The following is an 18,264-nucleotide window of genomic DNA, read 5'->3' on the forward strand; positions in this document are numbered from 1 at the left end:
TCCGGAAAAGTGCGAAGCGGTTTTCCGAAAAGATCATGCTCAAACAAAGAGCTAAGGCGCGATGACGATTCAACCTAATCTCATCGCGCTTTAGCTGCCGAAGAACGTATCGATCAGCAGCTTCACGTTCAGGACCACGATCAGCCCGGCGACGATCCACGCCGCCACCGCGACGGGACGCGAAATCGCGAACGCGCCCATCTTGCGCTTGTCGGACACGAAGCGCACCAGCGGGATCACCGCGAACGGCAGCTGCATCGACAGCACGACCTGGCTGAACACCAGCAGCTGCGCCGTGCCGCTCTCGCCGTAGAGAGCGGCGACCACGATGACAGGGACGATCGCGATGCCGCGGGTCACGACCCGCTGCAGCCAGTCGGGCAGCTTGAGGTCGAGGAAGCCCTGCATCACGATCTGGCCGGCCAGCGTCGCCGTCACCGTCGAGTTGAGGCCGGAGGCGAGCAGCGCCACGGCAAACAGCGTCGAGGCGATGCCGAGGCCGAGCAGCGGCGACAGCAGCTCGAACGCCTGGTCGATCTCGGCGACGTCGGAATGGCCGCTCTTGTGGAAGGTCGCGGCCGCCAGCACCAGGATCGCGGCATTGACGAACAGCGCCAACATCAGCGCGATGGTGGAATCGGTGGTCGCCCATTTGATCGCGTCGCGCCGCCCCTCCTCGGTGCGCGGATAGGCGCGGGTCTGTACGATCGAGGAGTGCAGATAGAGATTATGCGGCATCACGGTGGCGCCGATGATGCCGATCGCGATGTACAGCATCTCCGGATTGGTGACGATCTCGCGCGACGGCATGAAGCCGCCGATCACACCGGCAATCGGCGGCGCAGCGGCGGCGATCTGGACCACGAAGCAGACCGCGATGACGATCAGGAGCGCGATCACGAAGGCTTCGAGGAAGCGGAAGCCGCGGCCCATCAGGAGCAGCAGCAGGAACGCATCGAGCGCCGCAAGCAGTGCGCCGCCGATCAGGGGAATCCCGAACAACAGCTTGAGCGCGATCGCGGTGCCGATCACCTCGGCGAGGTCGCAGGCGATGATCGCGGCCTCGCAGGCAAGCCACAGCAGCAAATTCACCGGCCGCGAATAGGTCGCGCGGCAGGCTTGGGCGAGATCTCGGTCGGTGGCGATGCCGAGCCGCGCGGCGAGCGCCTGCAGCAGGATCGCCATCAGGTTGGAGAGCAGGATGACCGACAGCAGCGTGTAGCCAAACTTCGATCCGCCCGCGAGGTCGGTGGCCCAGTTGCCGGGGTCCATATAGCCGACCGAAACCAGATAGCCCGGCCCGGCGAAGGCCAGCAGCCGCCGCCACCACAGGCCGCCTGACGGCACCGCGACGGTCGCGTTCACCTCAGGCAGGCTGCGCACATGTCCGGCATCGCCCCGCCAGCCGCCTGGCAGGGCATTGGGAACGGAAACGGAAGACAGTTCAGGGGTCCGAGCATCCATCCCCCAAGGATGGCCGATCTCTCCCGTTATTGCAACTCATTTGCAACTGCATCTAGGCTCACGAAAATGATATCAGCCGCCCTGCTTGTAAAGCACTGAGGAAGTGCTTTACGTTAGATGCATGATCAAGCTGCCCGTCGAGACGCCCACCGCGACGCTGCGCTACGCCCTCGCCCCTGACCCTTCAGGCATCGAGGCGATCGAGGCGACCTTTGCGGCCTACGACCGGATGATGGCGATCCTCGCCGAGGTCGCCCCTGTCGGCGCCAACCTCGTCTCGCTGCACGCCCAGGCCTACGAGAAGATCCGCAAGGAGACCGGCCTGCCCGCACGGCTGGTGACGCTCGGCCTGCGCGACCGCGCCAATTACATCGCAGGCGCCGCCGTCCGCCGGATACCGCTCGACGACAAGTTGTTTGCGATCAAGGGCCCAACTTCACTGACCATTAGCACTGTCAGCGGACGCGTCTTGGTGCCGTTCGATGTCCCGGGATATGTCTCGGGCTGGGAAAGCCCCTTCCCGGCGCATTTGATCTCGGATGGACGCGGCTACGAAATCCACATCGCCGTCAAATCGAAATCAGCACAACCGGAGGAGAAGACCATGCTTCACGAAGGCATCCTTGCGCGCATGGGCCGGCTTCTTGCCGCCATCGCGAGCCAAACCATCGACAATGTCGAGAACAACAACAGGGTCGCGCTGGTCAAACAGGCGATCCGCGAGATCGACGCCGGCGCCGACGAGGCGCGCTATGCGCTCGGCAAGTCGCGCGCCGAAGAATTCCGCCTGAAGAAGCGGCGCGAAGATCTGGATACCGAAACCACCAATCTGAACGAAAAGATTCGTCTCGCACTTGCGGAAAATCGCGAGGATCTCGCGCGCGCCGGCGTTGCACGGCAAATTGATCTGGAGTCGCAGGTGATCGCGCTGGAACGCGCGATGGATTTCATCGAGCTCGAAATCGACGAGCAGACCAAGGCGCTGCAGGCCATGCTCGGCGCGCGCCGCGAGGCTGAGACGCGCTTGGCCGATCTCGAACAAAGCCTGATCCGCGAGGCCAAGGACGAAACCAGCCGGGGCCCATCCGCGACCAATACATTGAGTGCTGAGCGTGCCATGGCGGCGATCGCCCGGGTCACCGGTGTTCCCGCTGCAAGCGTGCTCGGCGACAAGGAGCTTGACGAACTCGATCGCCTGCATCGCGAAAAGGAAATCGCGGCGCGGCTTGAAAGGATCAAGTCAGAAAAATGAGTGCAGTTGGCGACATTCTGCTCGCCCCCGACGTGCGGCCCTTCGCGGTCGCGGCTGCGATCATGGTGGCACTTGGCGGTATCGAACTGCTCAGCACCATGGTCGGACTTTCGATCAGCGAATTGATCGGCAAGGATTTCGCGGTCGAGGCCGAGAGCCACAATGCTCTCGGTGGCCTGTTTCTCTGGATCAACGCCGGACGGCTTCCCCTCCTGATCCTGATCATCCTGATCCTCGGCATCTTCTCGATCGGAGGCTTCCTGCTTCAGGGACTGGCGCATGCCGCAGGCACCGCCATCCCGGTCTCGCTTGCCGCGGTGGTTGCTGCCGCAGGCAGCATCCCAGTGATCAGAAATACCAGCCGCGGCCTCGCCCGCATCATTCCGCGCGACGAGAGCTATGCGGTCAACGACAGCGACTTCGTCGGCAAGGTCGCAACCGTGTCGGTCGGCCCGCTCGATCAGGGCCTGCCCGGCCGGGTCCGTCTCAAGGATGTCTTCGGCAACTGGCACACCGTGTCGGCGCGTGCCAGCGCCGAGTCCGAGGCATTGCCGGTCGGCGCCAGCGTGCTGCTGGTCGATCGCGATGCCAAGGGCTTCATCGCGATTTCCGCTCCAGCCGACCTCGTCGAACAACAACGATCTTCCAACAGGGCATAACACATGTGGGAACTTGCTGTACCCGTCGTTATTGGCGTCATCGTCGTCCTCGTTATCGGTCTCCTGTTCGCAAAGCTCTACAAGCGCTCGACGCGCGACGAGGCCTATGTTCGCACCGGCCTCGGCGGCCAGAAGGTGGTGCTCGACGGCGGCTCGCTCGTGCTGCCGATCTTCCACTCCACCGCGGCGGTGAACCTGAAAACGCTGCGGCTCGAGGTCGCGCGCGGCGGGCCGGACTCGCTGATCACCAAGGACCGCATGCGCGTCGACATCGGCGCCGAGTTCTATCTGCGCGTCAAACCCGACTCGTCGTCGATCGCGCTCGCGGCGCAGACGCTCGGCAACCGCACCAATGACGCCGCCGAGCTGCGCGAACTGGTCGAGGCCAAGTTCGTCGACGGCCTGCGCTCGGTCGCCGCGACCATGAACCTCGAGGAATTGCAGGAGCAGCGCGCGACCTTCGTCAAGGCGGTGCAGGACGCCGTCGGCGCCGACATCCAGAACAACGGTCTCGAGCTTGAATCGGTGTCGCTGACAAAGCTCGACCAGAGCGACATCAAGCACTTCAACCCGAGCAATTTCTTCGATGCGCACGGCCTGACCACGCTGACCAAGATCACCAAGGAGCGTGAGCAGGAGCGCAACCAGATCGTCCGCACCACCGAGGTCAACATCGCCCAGCAGGACCTGGTGGCGCGGCAGACCACGCTGACGATCGAAAGCACCAAGCGCGAGGCGGAGCTCGCCCAGCAGCGCGACATCGCCAACAAGACCGCCGCGATGCGCGCGCAGACGGCGCAGGTCGAACAGACCGCGCTGCAAAACGAGGCCGAATACCGTATCCAGCAGGAGCTCGCGGTCGCCAACAAGCAGACCGAGGCCAACCAAGCCCGCGACACCCGCAAGATCGAGGCCGATCTCGCGGTCAAGCGCCGCAACACCGAGATGGAGCGCGACCTTCAGATCGTGGCGCAGGAAAGCGCCATCGCGGTCGCGGCCAAGAGCAAGGAGCAGTCGGAGGCCCAGACCATCGCCGAGACCGCGCGCGCCGTCGCGATCGCCGCCGAGGAAAAGGTCACCACCGCCCGCGCCACCGAGATCGCCGAGCGCGACAAGATCATCAACGTGATCGCGGCGCGCAAGGCGGCCGAGACCGACGCGATGCCGATCACGGTGATGGCCGAGGCCGAACGCCAGGCCGCCGCCAACAAGGCGGAAGCCACCAACGTGCTCGCCAAGGCCGATGCGGCCGCCGCCACCACCCGCGCTGCCGGCGTCAAGGCGCTCGGCCAGGCCGAAGCCGAGGTCGCGACCATGAAGGCGGAGGCGCGCAACAAGCTGAGCGCCGACATGATCGCCTACGATCTCAACCTCGCGCGGATCAACGTGATCCCGAGCGCGCTCGCCGAGGCGGTGAAGCCGATCGAGAAGATCTCCGACATCCGGATCTTCGACACCGGCAGCATGCTCGGCCGTGGCGGCGCCAACGGCCACGCCAATGGCAACGGCAATGGCGGCCTCGGGCTCGGCGACGGCCTCGCGGCGCAGTTGCTGTCGGTTTCGGCGTTCAAGCCGATGATCGACAAGATCCTCTCGGAGGCGGGCTTCCCCGCAGGGCCCGACGCCATGACTAACCTATTGAGTGCGCTGCGTGCCACTCAAGCAGAAGTGCCGGCCCCGTCCGTCGACAGTCCGGCAACGCCGCCGACCACCATATCGGGATCCGGCCACGCGACGCTTGGCCCGAGGTCGTAGCACAGCGCAGGCGCGATCACGGGCCAACTCGCTTGCGATCCCAATCCTCGATGGCATAGTCAGGTTGTGAACATCGCATCGGCAAGGCCCGCCCTCCCCGGCGGGCCTTTTGCTTGGCGTTGTCGGGAAACGGGTGGGATCGGACGCCCGCCAACCACACACTATGGCCAGATCGAATCTCCCAAGGGTTTTGCCATGTCCGCCGATACGCCTCGCCTGCCGGCCACCTTCAACCGCCTGGCCTGGTCCAACCTTGCCGCGCAATCGGCCGAACAGATTGCGCTTGCGGCTGCGCCGATCGTCGCCGTGCTGCTGCTCGGCGTCGGCGAAGGCCAGACCGGCCTGTTGCAGACCGCGCTGACGCTGCCCTTCATCCTGTTTGCGATCCCCGCCGGCCTCTTGGCCGACCCGCGTGTCGCGGCGCTGGGTGATGGCGGGCTCCGAAGCGCTGCGCGCGGCCGCGCTTGCCGCGATCCTGCTGTTGCTGTGGCTCGGCCTGATGACGCTGCCGCTGCTCGCTTTGCTCGGCTTCATCGCGGTCTGCGGCACGGTTGCCTATAGCGTCGCTGCGCCGGCGCTGGTCCCCTCGCTGGTGACGTCACAGCAATTGCCGGCGGCGAACGCCCGCATCGAGCTCGCGCGTACCGTCGCGTTCGCCAGCGGCCCCGCGCTCGGCGGCGTGCTGGTCGGCTGGGTCGGGGCCGCGCCCGCATTCGGCTTCGCCGCGGCATTGTCGGCGATCGCGGTCGTGCTGCTCGCCGGCATCTACGAGCCGGCGCGGCAGCCTGCTCCGCGGCGCCATCCGTTGCAGGACATCAAGGAAGGCGCGGCCTTCGTGATGCACCACGCCTTGCTGCGGCCGGTGTTCATTACCCAGTTCATCTTCAACACCGCGTCGTTCCTGCTGCTCGCCGTGTTCGTGCCCTATGCGGTGCGTCATCTCGGGCTCAGCGCGACCGGTGTCGGCGCCACGCTTGCGATGTACGGCGTCGGCATGGTGGTCGGTGCGCTGTTCGCGACCCGCGTGATGAAGCGGCTGGCGTTCGGCACCGTGATCGGGCTCGGCCCGGTTACCGGCTTCGTCGCCGCAGCCGTGATGGCGCTGACGACCTGGATTGCGACGCCGCTGCTCGCGGGCCTCAGCTTCTTCCTGCTCGGCGTCGGCCCGATCCTGTGGGTGATCTCGACCACCACGCTGCGGCAGTCGGTGACGCCGCCCTCGCTGCTCGGCCGCGTCTCGGCGATCAACATCATGAGTTACGGCGCGCGCCCGCTCGGCTCCGCGCTCGGCGCCGTCGTCGGCGGCCTCTACGGCGCTGAAGCCTGCCTCTATCTCGCGGCCGCGATCTTCGCCGCCCAGGCGCTGGTGATCCTGATGTCGCCCGCAGTGTCGTTGACGCGGCAGCCCGATATGGTCGGCGAACCCGCGCGCTGCTGATCAGCTCGCCAGGTACCGCTCGTATTTGCCGCCGACGACCTCGTCGGCGGCAATCGCCGGATCCAGCGTGTAGAGATCCTGCGCATGGCCGATGCCGCGCAGCACGAAGCGGCCGGTGGAGACCAGATAGTTGCGGCCGGCGGCGTCGAGCCCGGTGCGAAAGTCCGTCGAGGTCAGCAGCTCGCGGTCGACCGAGGCGCACATCGAGGCGATCCGGCTGACCTCGTTGACGGCCGGTCCGACCACCGTGAAATCCAGCCGGTCCTCGCTGCCGATATTGCCGTAGAACACCTGTCCGACATGGAGCCCGACATAGGCCGTGGTGGTCGGCCGGCCCTCGTTCTCGCGGCGATCGTTCAGCACGCGGATGTTATGTCGGAATCTGTGCTCGGCCCGCAGCGCGGCCCGCTTCGCGCCTGCGACGTTCTCGCCGGTGAACATCGCCAGCACGCCGTCGCCGATCAGCTTCAGCACCTCGCCGCCGGCGTCATGGATCGCGTCGATCGAGGCCTGCGCATAGTCGTTGAGGAACGGAATGATCTCGTCCGGGCCGATGCGTTCGCTGATCGCGGTGGAGCCGCGCACGTCGGAGTACCACAGCACGGCCTTGATCTTCTCGGTGATGCCGCGCTGCATGCGTCCGCGCAGCACCTGCTCCGCGGTGTCGCGGCCGAGATAGACCCGTCCGAGCGTGCGGGCGATCTCGACCTGGGCGGCCGACTTGATCGCGAGCCCGAGCACCGGCACCAGGTCGCGCAGCGCCGCCATCTGGCTCTCGTCGAACCCGTCCGAATGGCGGGTGGTGTAGTAGGAGTAGAAGCAGTCCATCTCGCCGATCGTGCCGGCCTCGCCGAAGCGATGCACGAAGGCGGCGAAATGCTTGTGGCCCTTTTCGGCCAGTTCGCCGATCATCGAGAAATCGTGCGAGGTGTCGGCGAGATCGATCACTATCTCGTCATGGCCGTTTTCGAGCATGTGATAGAAGGCCGACCGCCGCCAGGTCTGGCTGGCCTCGCCGGTGCTGGTCGAGCCGTATTCGAAGATGTCGGCCTCGTTGCTCTCGCCGTCGTTCCAGCGGAAACCGCGTCCCTCGAAGATCGGATGCAGGGTATCGATGAAGACGATCGCCCGCGACAGCGGCATGCCCGCGGCCCGGCAGCGCTCGCAGAAACCGCGCAGCAGGTCGTTTTCCGGCAGGCCCGTCAGACCCTGGCGGACCAGCCAATTCATGAGGCGCAAACGGGGCGTCAGTTCCATAAGCTGGATTATGCCGGGCAATTGGTGCGGGAGGAAGGGCTGGTCGTCGCGTGACAGATGCGAACGCCAATGCGGCATTGCAAGGCCGCCCGCCTCACCATTTCGCGCGGAACACGGCCGCCGAATGGTGCCAATTCCGCTTCCTTTTGTCCGAGCCTTCGCGCACAACAGCGCATGGACAACGACGCTGGCCCGCCAAACCCGATCCGACGCCTCATGCAATGGGCGATCACCCCGCCGCAATCCTATGGGGTCTATCTTGTCGGTCTTATCCTGGTGTTCGTCCTGTCGTTCTACGCCGGCACGCTGAAGCCGACGCACTCGCCTGCCCCGCCGGCGGCAACGCCTGCCGCCCCGCGCAGCTGATCAGACCGCTTTGGTTTCCGACGTCGCGATCCAGATCCCGGCGAAGACCGCGATCAGGCCGACGACCAGATTGGTCGTGATCGGCTCGCCGACCAGTTGCTTCGCAAGCAGCCCGGCGGCGATCGGATTGACCGTCATGGTGTTGGCGACGCGGGTCGGCGAGGCCCGCTCGAGCGCCAGCACCCACAGGATGAAGGCCAGCGCACCGCCGGCTATGCCGAGATAGAGCCCCGCGATCCATTGCGACGCGCCGAACTCGCGCAGCGTCGCCAGGCTGCCAGTGAACGATCCCACCGCCACCAGCGCCGCCGCGCCGGCGCCCATGCCGACGGCAAGGAAGCCGAGCGCGCTGGAGCGGCGGATGAACGGCCGCGACAACACGTTGTAGAAGGCCATGCAGAGCACCGCGGCAGCCATGATCAGTTCGCCGCGCCATGCGCCCGCTGGCGCCGCCGCCAGCCCGGATGCCAGCGCCGCCGCCACGCCGAGCACCGCGATCGAGACCCCGATCGATTTGCGCATCGTCAGCGGCTCGATGCCGAGCAAGGCGCCGACCACCATGGTGGAGAGCGGCAAGGTCGCCAGCGCCAGGCTGGCGCGCGCCGCCGTCGTGTAGGACATCGCGAGATTATAGAGCACGAAGAACACGCCGAAGAAGGCGACGCCAAGCGCCGCGACCGCCGGCAGGTCTTCACGCCGCGGCCACTTCGCCCCGAGCAGGATCGCCGCCGGAAGCACGCAGAGAAAGCCGATCGCCCAGCGCAGGATCGCCAGCGTGATCGGGTCGGCATTGCCCGCCAGGTAACGGGTGATCGCCGCGGCCGTGCCGCCGAGGCAGCTCGAGACCAGTGCAATCGCAACGCCGATCCACTCGCCCATCCCGATCCCCATGCGTTTTCGGTTCGCTTGTGGCATCTTGCCCGGCGAGATCATTCCGGCAACTACTTCACAGGTACTCATGTCGCAGCAGCGCGATTTTGCAGCCAGCCTGCGCTGGTGGCGGCAGCGCAAGGGGCACTCGCAACTCGAGCTCGCCGGGCGCGCGGATATCTCGCAGCGCCATCTCAGCTTTCTCGAGCTCGGCCGCGCCGCGCCGAGCCGCGACATGGTGATCCGGCTTGCCGCGGCGCTCGACGTGCCGTTGCGCCAGCAGAACGCGCTCTTGGTCGCGGCCGGCTTCGCGCCGGTGTGGCGGCAAACCGACCTCGCCGCGCCGGAGCTCGCCCAGATCCGCTACGCGCTCGATTTCATATTGGCACAGCAGGAGCCCTTCCCGGCGGTCGTGGTCGACCGGCACTGGAACCTGCTGCTCGCCAATTCGGGCGCGGGGCAGCTGGTGGAATTCCTGGTCGGGCCGCTGGTATCAGGCACGGCGGTCAATCTCGCCGACGCACTGGTCGCGCCCGGCGTGTTGCGCCCCTATCTCACCAACTGGACCGAGGTTGCCGGCTACTTCGTCCGCAGCGTCGAGGCCGATGCCGCCGCCGACGGCACCACCGCGACGGCGGATTTGCTCAAGCGCCTGCTGGCCTATGACGGTGTCGAGGCCGCGTTGGCCGCGCCGGCAGGGCCCGCATCCGGGCCGGTGCTGCCGATGCTGTTTCGCAAGGGCGACCTCAGCCTGCAATTGTTCACCACGATCGCGACGCTGGGGACGCCCCAGGACGTCACGCTGCAGGAGCTGCGCATCGAAAGCTTCTTTCCGATGGACGAGGAGACCGCGCAGATTTTTCGAAACTGGTCGAAAGTGAACGCCGCCAAGGCGGCTCAATCATAGAAGCCCGGCGACAGCTTCAGCCCGTCGCGCTGCGCCTTGTCGTGGTTGATCCAGAGCTGCGCCTTCTCTTTCGTCAGCGTATCGGCGATCTTCTGCATCGAGGCCAGGGTCTGCTCCTTGCTCGCGTTCATGCTCGGCGCGCGCCGATTGTCCCAATTATCCCTGAAGTGAACGGCATCGCCGGTCAGCACGATCGCACCGGTCTTCGGCAGTTTCACCAGCAGCGACTGGTGGCCGGGCGTGTGGCCCGGCGTCGACAGGATGGTGACGCTGCCGTCGCCGAACACGTCGCGGTCGCCTTCGAGCTTCGTCACGGGATGCTCGGGCTTGAAGCGCGGCGCGTTGTTGGCGCCCGGCCATTCATATTCCGCCTTCTGCACATACAGCATCGCGGCTGGGAACATCTCGACATTGCCGATGTGATCGGGATGGGTGTGCGACACGGCGATCGCCTTGATGTCCGTCGGCTTGACGCCGAGCTGGTCGAGCTGCGCGGCGAGCGTCTTCGGCCGTCGCCAGGTGACCGCCTTGGGGTCGGCCGGCGCAAGGCCGTTCGGCATCGTCGCCACCGCGTCGGGAATCCCGGTGTCCCACAGGAACCAGCCCTGGGCATGCTTGATCAGGTAGCAATTGTCGACGAAGTCCATCGACTTGCCTTCATTGACGCCGGGCGACCAGCGTGAAATGTCGCCTGCAACGCCTTCACCGCAGTTGAGGATGTAGAGCTTCTCGACGCCTGATTTCGCCGGCTCGGCGTCCGCATGCGGCAGCGCGCCTACGGCGAAGAACAACATTGCAAGACCGATTGCCTTCTTCACGTCGCCCTCCGTTGATCACGCCAGCCATTCGCGGTCGCAATGTGCCGTGTCGTCGCCGCCCGTGGAAGACGTGGACATGGGTCGAGCGATCAATTGAATGCGAGTGCGTGGCGGCTGCGTCGGCTAGACCATTTCCGCCGGCGCCAGCCTGCAGGTCTCGCTGCTGATCTCGACCTGCAGCGTCGCGTGGTGGATGCTGAACCGCTCCGAGAGCTCGGCGCAGACGTGATGCAGGAAGACATCGTCGTGTCCGCCGGGCCGCACCAGATGCGCGGTCAGCGCGGTCTCGCTGGTGCTCATCGCCCAGATGTGCAGGTCGTGGACCTCGGTGACGCCTTCGAGCGCGGCGAGATAGTCCCGCACCTGCTTGAGATCAATCCCCTTCGGCACTGCATCGAGCGCGAGGTTGACGCTGTCGCGGGCGAGCTCCCAGCCGCTCAGCAGCACCACCACCGCGATGACCAGGCTGATCGCCGGATCGAGCCACTGCCAGCCAGTCGCCATGATCAGCAGTGCGGCGATCACAACGCCGAGCGAGACGCCGGCATCCGCCGCCATGTGCAGATAGGCGCCGCGGACATTGAGGTCGCTGTCGCGGCCGCGCATGAACAGCAGCGCGGTGCCGCCATTGATCAGGATGCCGAGCGCCGCGACCCAGACCACGGTCCAGCTCGCGACCTCCGCCGGTTCGCGCAAACGGTTGATGGCCTCGACCGCGATGCCGCCGACTGCGATCAGGAGCAGCCCGGCATTGAACAGCGCCGCCAGGATCGAGGCGCGACGGTAGCCATAGGTGTGGGTATCGGTCGGCCGCCTGCCGGCGAGCCATGCCCCGCCCCAGGCCAGCAGCAGCGCGATGACGTCGGAGAAATTGTGAACCGCGTCGGAGACCAGCGCCAGCGAGTTGGCGGAATAGCCGAAGATCAGCTCCGCGACGACGAAAGCGGAGTTCAGCGACGCGCCGACCGCAAAGGCCGTGCCAAAACTGCCGGGCGCGTGGCTGTGCCCGGCATGTCCGTGAGAATGACCGCTGTGGTCGTGATTGTGCGCCATGGCAACCGTCGCCCGATGTCGTCGGCGACGGTTATAGCGCGGTGAAATGTGGATACTATCACACCGCGCACTGAGCCCCCCGTAGCCCGGATGGAGCGCAGCGCAATCCGGGATCACTGGTGATCCGGCGCGAAATCCCGGATTTCGCTTCGCTTCATCCGGGCTACCGCACGACTACTCCACGCCGCGATTGAACTTGTTCGACTTCGGCAGGCCGTGCGCGAGCCGGCCGGCGTCGGCGCGGTTGCCGCGCCAGTCGGCCAGTTCCTTCATGGTCATGCTGTGCTCGCGGCCGGCGGAATCCTTCCAGGTCAGGCCGGCCTTGGCGTCGAACACCGCAACGTCAGACAGCGACGCGCTGGTGTATTTCTGCAGCCGCACGCCGCGGCCGCGCGCCATCTCCGGCACCTGGTCGAGGCCGAACAGCACCATCTTGTGGTTGGTGCCGATCACCGCAACGGTGTCGCCATTCACGGTCGTGATCGCGCGGGCCTCGTTCGGCATCTCGACGTTGAGCACCTGCTTGCCCTTGCGGGTGTTGCCGACGCAGTCCTCTTCCTTGACGATGAAGCCCTGCCCCTCGCTGCTCGCGATCAGGAACTTGCGCTCGCCCTTGTTGACGAACAGCGAGATGATCGCGGCGTCCTGCTCGAGGTCGATGAACATGCGGATCGGCTCGCCGTGACCGCGGCCGCCCGGCAGTTTTGCCACGTCGAGCGAGTAGAACTTGCCGTTGGTCGCGAACAGCAGCAGCTTCGAGGTGGTCTCGGCAAAGAACGAGTGCTCGAGCTTGTCGTCGGTCTTGAAGGCAAGCCCCGAGAGATCCTCGACATGGCCCTTCAGCGTCCGCACCCAGCCCTTCTCCGATATCACGACGGTGCAGGGCTCGCGCTCGACCAGCGCTTCCTCGATCGCGGCGAGGTCATGCTCGGGCGCATCGGCGAAGGTGGTGCGTCGCTTGCCGAGCGGCGTCTTCGGTCCGAAGATGTCGCGGACCTTGCGGACCTGATCGCCGACCTTGGCCCATTGCTCGGTCTCGGAGCCAAGCAGGCCCTCGATGCCCTTCAGCTCCTTGCGAAGATCCTTGTCCTCGGTGCGGATCTCCATCTCCTCCAGGCGGCGCAGATTGCGCAGGCGCATGTTGAGGATGGCATCGGCCTGGATCTCTGTGAGGTTGAAGGTCTTCATCAAGACCGGCTTCGGCTCGTCCTCGGTCCGGATGATCTTGATCACCTTGTCGAGGTTCAGATAGGCGACGAGGTGGCCGCCCAGCACTTCCAGGCGGTGCTCGATCTGGGTCTTGCGGAATTTGGTCCGGCGGACCAGCACGTCGCGCAGATGGTCGAGCCATTCGCGCAGGCACTCGGCAAGGCCGACCACCTTGGGGATGCGGCCTTTGATCAGCACGTTGAGGTTCAGCGAGATCTTGCTTTCCAGCTCGGTCAGCCGGAATAGCGACTCCATCATCAGCGCCGGATCGACGGTGCGCGATTTCGGCTCGATCACGAGCCGCACGTCCTCGGCCGACTCGTCACGGACGTCGGCGACCAGCGGCAGCTTCTTCTCGTTGATGAGCTCGGCGATCTTCTCGACGATCCGCGACTTCTGCACCAGCCACGGGATTTCGGTGACGACGACCACCCAGGTGCCGCGGGCTCCCTCCTCCTGGATCCAGCGCGAACGGGTGCGGAACGAGCCGCGCCCCGTGGTGTAGGCCTCGACGATCGCTTCCTTGGAATCGACCACGATGCCGCCGGTCGGGAAGTCCGGGCCCTTGACCCATTTCAGCAGCGCCTTCGACTTGGCGTCGGGCTTCTCGATCAGATGCAGCGCGGCGTCGCAGAGCTCGGCGGCGTTGTGCGGCGGGATCGAGGTCGCCATGCCGACCGCGATGCCCTGCGCGCCGTTGGCGAGCAGGTTCGGGAAGCCGCCCGGCAGCACCACCGGCTCTTTCGACTGGCCGTCATAGTTGAGGCGAAACTCGACGCCGTCCTCGTCGATGCCTTCGAGCAAGAGGCGCGCGACCTCGGTCATGCGCGCTTCGGTGTAGCGGTAGGCGGCCGGGTTGTCGCCGTCGATATTGCCGAAATTGCCCTGGCCGTCGACCAGCGGGTAGCGCGAGGAGAAATCCTGCGCTAGGCGCACCATGGCGTCATAGATCGCCTGGTCACCATGCGGATGGAACGAGCCCATCACGTCGCCGACGATCTTGGCCGACTTCTTGAATGCGGCGCGCGGGTCGAGCCCGAGCAGGTCCATGCCGTAGAGGATGCGGCGGTGCACCGGCTTCAGCCCGTCGCGGGCGTCCGGCAGCGCGCGATGCATGATGGTCGAGAGCGCATAGGCGAGATAGCGCTCCTCGAGCGCATCACGCAGCGGCACCTCGTGAATTTCGGCCGGCTCTTCCGGCGGTATCTGTCGTTTTCCCATGGGGAGGCGTTAAACCTTGGCACTGAATCGGGCAAGCCGCGAATCAGCAGGAATTTAAGGCCCGAATCGGCCTTACGGAACCGCGCTCCGGCCCCGCCGCCTCGTCACGGCGTTGATAAATCCGTCGCGGGCGTCGGAATGGCCCTGGCCGCGGGGCTCCAGCACGTGGCGGAGCAGGAACAGGCCGGTGATCTGGAAACCGTCGAGCAGGTCCTGGTCCGCCCAGCTGTTGGCGCCGCCCTCGCCTTCGCGCAGGAACGCCGGCAGCGGCAACAGCCGGTCGCGCCACGGCTCGCCGGCGGCGCGTGACACGGCGCCGCCGGATTTCGGCGACACGTAGATCAGATCGGTTGTCTCTCCGCTGGCCGCGCAGTTTTCCAGATCAAGCCCGAAGCCGAGCTCGGTCAGCATGGCGAGCTCGAAACGGATCAGGTGCACGGCGGCAACGCCTGCGTCCTCGAAATCGTCGAGCGTCCCCTGCAGCATCCAGTAGATGTCCTCATGCGGATCGCGCTCCGGCAGCAGCCGGGCCAGCGCCGCCAGATGCGTGACGCCATAGACCGCATGCGACGAGCCGAGCAGCGTCGCCGCCCGCAGCCGCGTGCCCTCCAGCGCATACATGCCGAGATGCTCGTCGAGCCGCGCCCGCCACACCGCGGTGACGCTGTTGCCGGGCTGCAGCAGCGGCCGCATCCGCGAGCTGGCGCCGCCGCGCACCAGGCCGAGATGGCGGCCGTGCTCGCGCGTCAACAGCTCGACAATGGCGGAGGATTCGCCATGCCGCCGCACGCCCAGCACGATGCCTTCGTCGGTCCATTCCATGTGCGGAGTCTAGCAGGATTCCGCGGATGAACGCAGCTTTCCTCGCGCGTCATTCGCTACGCGTTGAACCAGCCCCGCGCGTCGCCGGTGAAGGAATAATACAGCCCGGCCGTGGTCAGGATGCATGACACCACCTCGATGGCGCTGTCGATCTCCATGCCCCTTGCGCCGATGACCTGCACCAGGGACATCACCGACAAGACGAGCACCGCGAGCAGCGCCCAGCGCGGCCAGTTCTTGCGGTGCTGCGCGGCAAGCCGGACGAAATACATCAGGAGCAGGATCATGCAGCCGGCCGTCAGGGTCTCACCCATGATCACCTGCTCGGTCTTCAGGACGGTCGGCGTGCGGTCCTGGAACGCCACCGACAGCGCATCCAGCGTCAGCGACAGATAGAGCAGAACCTCAAACCACAACACATTTCTGGGCACGTTCATGCAAACGTCGACTCTTATTCCTTGGGGAATTCCAATCCCATTTCCTTGTAGCGGTCGGGATCGTCACCCCAGTTCTCGCGCACCTTGACGAACAGGAACAGATGCACGGGGACGCCCATGATCTCGGCGATCTCGGCACGCGCCTGCGCGCCGATCGACTTGATGGTGGCGCCGCCCTTGCCGAGCACGATCTTGCGCTGGCTCTCGCGCTCGACAAAAATCGTCTGCTCGATGCGGATCGACTTGTCCTTGCGGTCGGTCCAGCTGTCGGTCTCGACCGTCGACTGGTACGGCAGTTCCTGATGCAGATGGCTGTAGATCTTCTCGCGCGTGATCTCGGCCGCCAGATGCCGCATCGGCGCATCCGACATCTGATCCTCGGGATAGAGGAACGGCCCCGCCGGCACCAGCTTGGCCAGCGTCTGGCGCAAATCGGCAACGCCGTCGCCGGACAGCGCCGAAATCATGAAAGTGTGCTCGAAGCGCATCCGCTCGTTGGCGGCCTGCGCCAGCGCCAGCAGCTTCTCGCGCTGCACGAGATCGACCTTGTTCAGCACCAGGATCTTCGGATGCGCGACGGTTTCGAGCTTGGCCAGGATCGCGTTGGCTTCTTCGTCGAGGCCCGACTTCGCATCGAGCAGCACGCAGACGAGATCGGCGTCGTGCGCGCCGCTCCAGGCGGTCGATACCATGGCGCGGTCAAGCCGGCGCCGCGGCGCGAAGATGCCGGGCGTGTCGACCAGGATGATCTGCGCGTTGCCCTCGATCACGATGCCGCGGATCAGTGCGCGCGTGGTCTGCACCTTGCGCGAGACGATCGTGACCTTGGAGCCCACCAGCGCGTTGACCAGCGTCGACTTGCCGACATTGGGCGCACCGATCAGCGCGACGAAGCCACAGCGCGTCGCGTCCCCTTGCCCTTTGGCCTCGTCAGTCATTGGTGCCGACGCCTTCACGCTCGATCATCGCGGATGCTGCCGCCTTCTCGGCCGCGCGCTTGTTGCCACCGAGACCCTCGGCGGAGGCCAGGCCCGGCAGGTCGACCGCAACGCGGAATTGTGGATCGTGATGCGGGCCGGTGCGTTCGACCTCGCGATAGACCGGCGTCGGCAGTCCCTTGCCCTGGGCCCATTCCTGCAACACGGTCTTGGGATCGCGCAGCGGCCGGCGCAGCTTGTGCATCCGTTCGGTCCAGTTGCGCTCGACGAATTGGCGCGCGGCCTCGTAGCCGCCGTCGAGAAAGATCGCCCCGATCACCGCTTCGCAGATATCGCCGAGCACGGACTTGCGCAACCGGGCGCCCTCAACCGCCTTCACCATGCCGAGCTTGATGTCCTCGAGCAGCCCGAGCGCCTTGGCGACGTCGGCGCAACTCTCCTTGCGCACGAGGTCGGCGAGCCGCTTCGACAATTCGCCCTCGTCGGCCTTTGGGAACGACCGGAACAGCATGTCCGATACGATCAGCCCGAGCACGTGGTCGCCGAGAAACTCAAGCCGCTGGTAGCTGTCGGCGCGGTTGCGGGTGGCGGGCTTCAGCGCGGAGACGTGGGTGAAGGCGGTGGTCAGCAGCGCAGGATCCTGGAACGTGTACCCGATCCGCGCCTCGGTGCCGGCGATCGCAGCCTTCTCCTCAGCGGCCTTGGCCGCCTTGCTGCGCCGCTTCTTCGGCGCGGCTGTGCTGTCGGCGGCGGGCGTCTGGCTCGGCTCGCCGGTCGGCGCTGGATCATTGATGGCTGCGGTATCGTCGTTCATCGCACGATAGAGAATAGGCGATTCCACCGCACGGCAAGCGGCCAGCGCCAGATCATCCAGGCCTGCTCGCCCTCGGCGATCGAGAAGAAGATCATCTGGGCTCGCCCGATGATGTTCTCGAACGGCACGTAGCCGACCTGCGACAGGAAGCGGCTGTCGGTGGAATTGTCGCGGTTGTCGCCCATCATGAAGAAATGCCCGGGCGGAACGGTGTAGACGATGGTGTTGTCCATGTAGCTGTTGTCGGTGCAATCCAGCGTCTCATAGCTGACGCCGTTCGGCAGCGTCTCCTTCCAGCGCTTGACGCGGGCGGTCGCATCCGCCGAGCCGCAGGGATCCTCGCCGACGAAATCGCTCAGCCGCTCCCGCTTGATCGGCTCATCGTTGATGTAGAGCAGCCCGCTCTTCACCTCGATGCGGTCGCCGGGCAGCCCGATGACGCGCTTGATGTAGTCGGTGGAGTCATCCCGCGGCAGTCGGAACACCACGATGTCGCCGCGGTTCGGCTCCGAGCCGAAGATGCGGCCCGAGAAAATGTTCGGCGAGAACGGGATCGAATAGTGGCTGTAGCCATAGGAATATTTCGAGACGAACAAATAGTCGCCGACCAGGAGCGTCGCCTTCATCGACCCGGAGGGGATGTTGAACGGCTGGAACAGGAAGGTGCGGATAACGAGCGCGATCAGAAGGGCATGGATGACGACGCGGATGGTCTCGCCCAAGCCGCTTTCAGATTTGGTCCCGGTGGTCACGCTCATTGCTTTCCCAATTCCCGTGGACTGGTGTCCACGCGGTGGCAGAACGTTCTCTTCGCGCGAAGCGTTCGGCCTTCGCGTGAGGAAAATGGCCTTGATTCTGATCTTGAGGGCAAATTCCAGCCTAAACCTGGAATCAGCGTCTCGCTCGATATAACCCTGCGGCGTTTTAGACGGTTGTTCGCAGGGGCGCAATCAATCGCCGCCTCAAAACTTCGCAATTCATTGA

The 18,264-nt window shown here is 65.6% G+C and carries 16 protein-coding genes and 1 pseudogene; 6 read left to right on the top strand and 11 right to left on the bottom strand.

The window, feature by feature from the left end; all coding sequences use genetic code 11:
• Nucleotides 1–90: 90 nt before the first annotated feature.
• Nucleotides 91–1,464 carry an Nramp family divalent metal transporter gene (locus tag ACVWY5_RS19115; RefSeq protein WP_028333853.1) on the bottom strand — a complete coding sequence of 458 codons (1,374 nt, stop codon included), beginning with the start codon at nucleotides 1,462–1,464 and terminating at the stop codon, nucleotides 91–93.
• 121 nt (nucleotides 1,465–1,585) lie between these two features.
• Between ACVWY5_RS19115 and ACVWY5_RS19120 the strand changes: the two genes are divergently transcribed.
• The 4 genes and pseudogenes from ACVWY5_RS19120 to ACVWY5_RS19135 all read left to right on the top strand — a co-directional run bounded on the left by ACVWY5_RS19120 (nucleotide 1,586) and on the right by ACVWY5_RS19135 (nucleotide 6,568).
• Entirely contained in the window at nucleotides 1,586–2,716 is a 1,131-nt protein-coding gene (locus ACVWY5_RS19120; protein ID WP_028333852.1) for a PspA/IM30 family protein, read from the top strand.
• A complete protein-coding gene (locus tag ACVWY5_RS19125; protein WP_028333851.1) occupies nucleotides 2,713–3,375 on the top strand; it encodes an OB-fold-containig protein in 663 nt (220 codons plus the stop codon). Before ACVWY5_RS19120 ends, ACVWY5_RS19125 begins: the two co-directional genes overlap by 4 nt.
• A gap of 3 nt (nucleotides 3,376–3,378) precedes the next feature.
• Nucleotides 3,379–5,130, top strand: a complete 1,752-nt coding sequence (locus ACVWY5_RS19130) for a flotillin domain-containing protein (RefSeq protein ID WP_051376117.1) — start codon at nucleotides 3,379–3,381, stop codon at nucleotides 5,128–5,130.
• Between the two features lie 195 nt (nucleotides 5,131–5,325).
• Nucleotides 5,326–6,568, top strand: a pseudogene (locus ACVWY5_RS19135) (MFS transporter).
• Here ACVWY5_RS19135 and ACVWY5_RS19140 read toward each other — a convergent pair.
• Nucleotides 6,569–7,825 (bottom strand): adenylate/guanylate cyclase domain-containing protein, encoded by a 1,257-nt coding sequence (locus tag ACVWY5_RS19140; RefSeq protein ID WP_028333849.1) that lies wholly within the window; start codon nucleotides 7,823–7,825, stop codon nucleotides 6,569–6,571. It lies immediately after the preceding pseudogene.
• A 174-nt stretch (nucleotides 7,826–7,999) separates the two neighbouring features.
• On the opposite strand from ACVWY5_RS19140, the gene ACVWY5_RS19145 reads away from it, so the two are divergent.
• The gene (locus ACVWY5_RS19145) at nucleotides 8,000–8,191 is read left to right on the top strand and encodes a hypothetical protein (RefSeq protein ID WP_028333848.1); all 192 of its coding nucleotides are present in this window, start codon (nucleotides 8,000–8,002) and stop codon (nucleotides 8,189–8,191) included.
• On the opposite strand, the gene ACVWY5_RS19150 is transcribed toward ACVWY5_RS19145, so the two are convergent.
• Entirely contained in the window at nucleotides 8,192–9,070 is an 879-nt protein-coding gene (locus tag ACVWY5_RS19150; protein WP_028333847.1) for a DMT family transporter, read from the bottom strand.
• 79 nt (nucleotides 9,071–9,149) lie between these two features.
• Here ACVWY5_RS19150 and ACVWY5_RS19155 point away from each other — a divergent pair, with 79 nt between their 5' ends.
• A complete protein-coding gene (locus tag ACVWY5_RS19155) occupies nucleotides 9,150–9,968 on the top strand; it encodes a helix-turn-helix domain-containing protein (RefSeq protein WP_028333846.1) in 819 nt (272 codons plus the stop codon).
• Here the strand turns inward: ACVWY5_RS19155 and ACVWY5_RS19160 are convergent.
• From ACVWY5_RS19160 to lepB, 8 genes are all read right to left on the bottom strand, one after another.
• Nucleotides 9,959–10,762: an N-acyl homoserine lactonase family protein gene (locus ACVWY5_RS19160; RefSeq protein ID WP_038377418.1), complete on the bottom strand. Its 804-nt coding sequence runs from the start codon at nucleotides 10,760–10,762 to the stop codon at nucleotides 9,959–9,961. The genes ACVWY5_RS19155 and ACVWY5_RS19160 overlap by 10 nt on opposite strands.
• 147 nt (nucleotides 10,763–10,909) lie before the next feature.
• Nucleotides 10,910–11,839: a cation diffusion facilitator family transporter gene (locus ACVWY5_RS19165; protein ID WP_028333844.1), complete on the bottom strand. Its 930-nt coding sequence runs from the start codon at nucleotides 11,837–11,839 to the stop codon at nucleotides 10,910–10,912.
• Between the two features lie 174 nt (nucleotides 11,840–12,013).
• On the bottom strand, nucleotides 12,014–14,269 hold the full coding sequence (parC, locus tag ACVWY5_RS19170; protein ID WP_028333843.1) for a DNA topoisomerase IV subunit A: 2,256 nt from the start codon (nucleotides 14,267–14,269) through the stop codon (nucleotides 12,014–12,016).
• A 72-nt stretch (nucleotides 14,270–14,341) separates the two neighbouring features.
• Nucleotides 14,342–15,091 (bottom strand): DNA repair protein RecO, encoded by a 750-nt coding sequence (gene recO, locus ACVWY5_RS19175; RefSeq protein ID WP_028333842.1) that lies wholly within the window; start codon nucleotides 15,089–15,091, stop codon nucleotides 14,342–14,344.
• Nucleotides 15,092–15,147: 56 nt separating this feature from the next.
• Nucleotides 15,148–15,528 (bottom strand): hypothetical protein, encoded by a 381-nt coding sequence (locus ACVWY5_RS19180; protein ID WP_028333841.1) that lies wholly within the window; start codon nucleotides 15,526–15,528, stop codon nucleotides 15,148–15,150.
• Between the two features lie 14 nt (nucleotides 15,529–15,542).
• Nucleotides 15,543–16,466 carry a GTPase Era gene (gene era, locus ACVWY5_RS19185; RefSeq protein WP_016844010.1) on the bottom strand — a complete coding sequence of 308 codons (924 nt, stop codon included), beginning with the start codon at nucleotides 16,464–16,466 and terminating at the stop codon, nucleotides 15,543–15,545.
• Nucleotides 16,459–17,280 (bottom strand): ribonuclease III, encoded by an 822-nt coding sequence (gene rnc / locus ACVWY5_RS19190; protein ID WP_018271941.1) that lies wholly within the window; start codon nucleotides 17,278–17,280, stop codon nucleotides 16,459–16,461. Before rnc ends, era begins: the two co-directional genes overlap by 8 nt.
• The gene (lepB, locus tag ACVWY5_RS19195; protein WP_028333840.1) at nucleotides 17,277–18,038 is read right to left on the bottom strand and encodes a signal peptidase I; all 762 of its coding nucleotides are present in this window, start codon (nucleotides 18,036–18,038) and stop codon (nucleotides 17,277–17,279) included. The genes rnc and lepB overlap by 4 nt, the downstream gene beginning before the upstream one ends.
• Nucleotides 18,039–18,264 lie beyond the last annotated feature (226 nt).

Source organism: Bradyrhizobium sp. USDA 3256 (assembly GCF_054058275.1).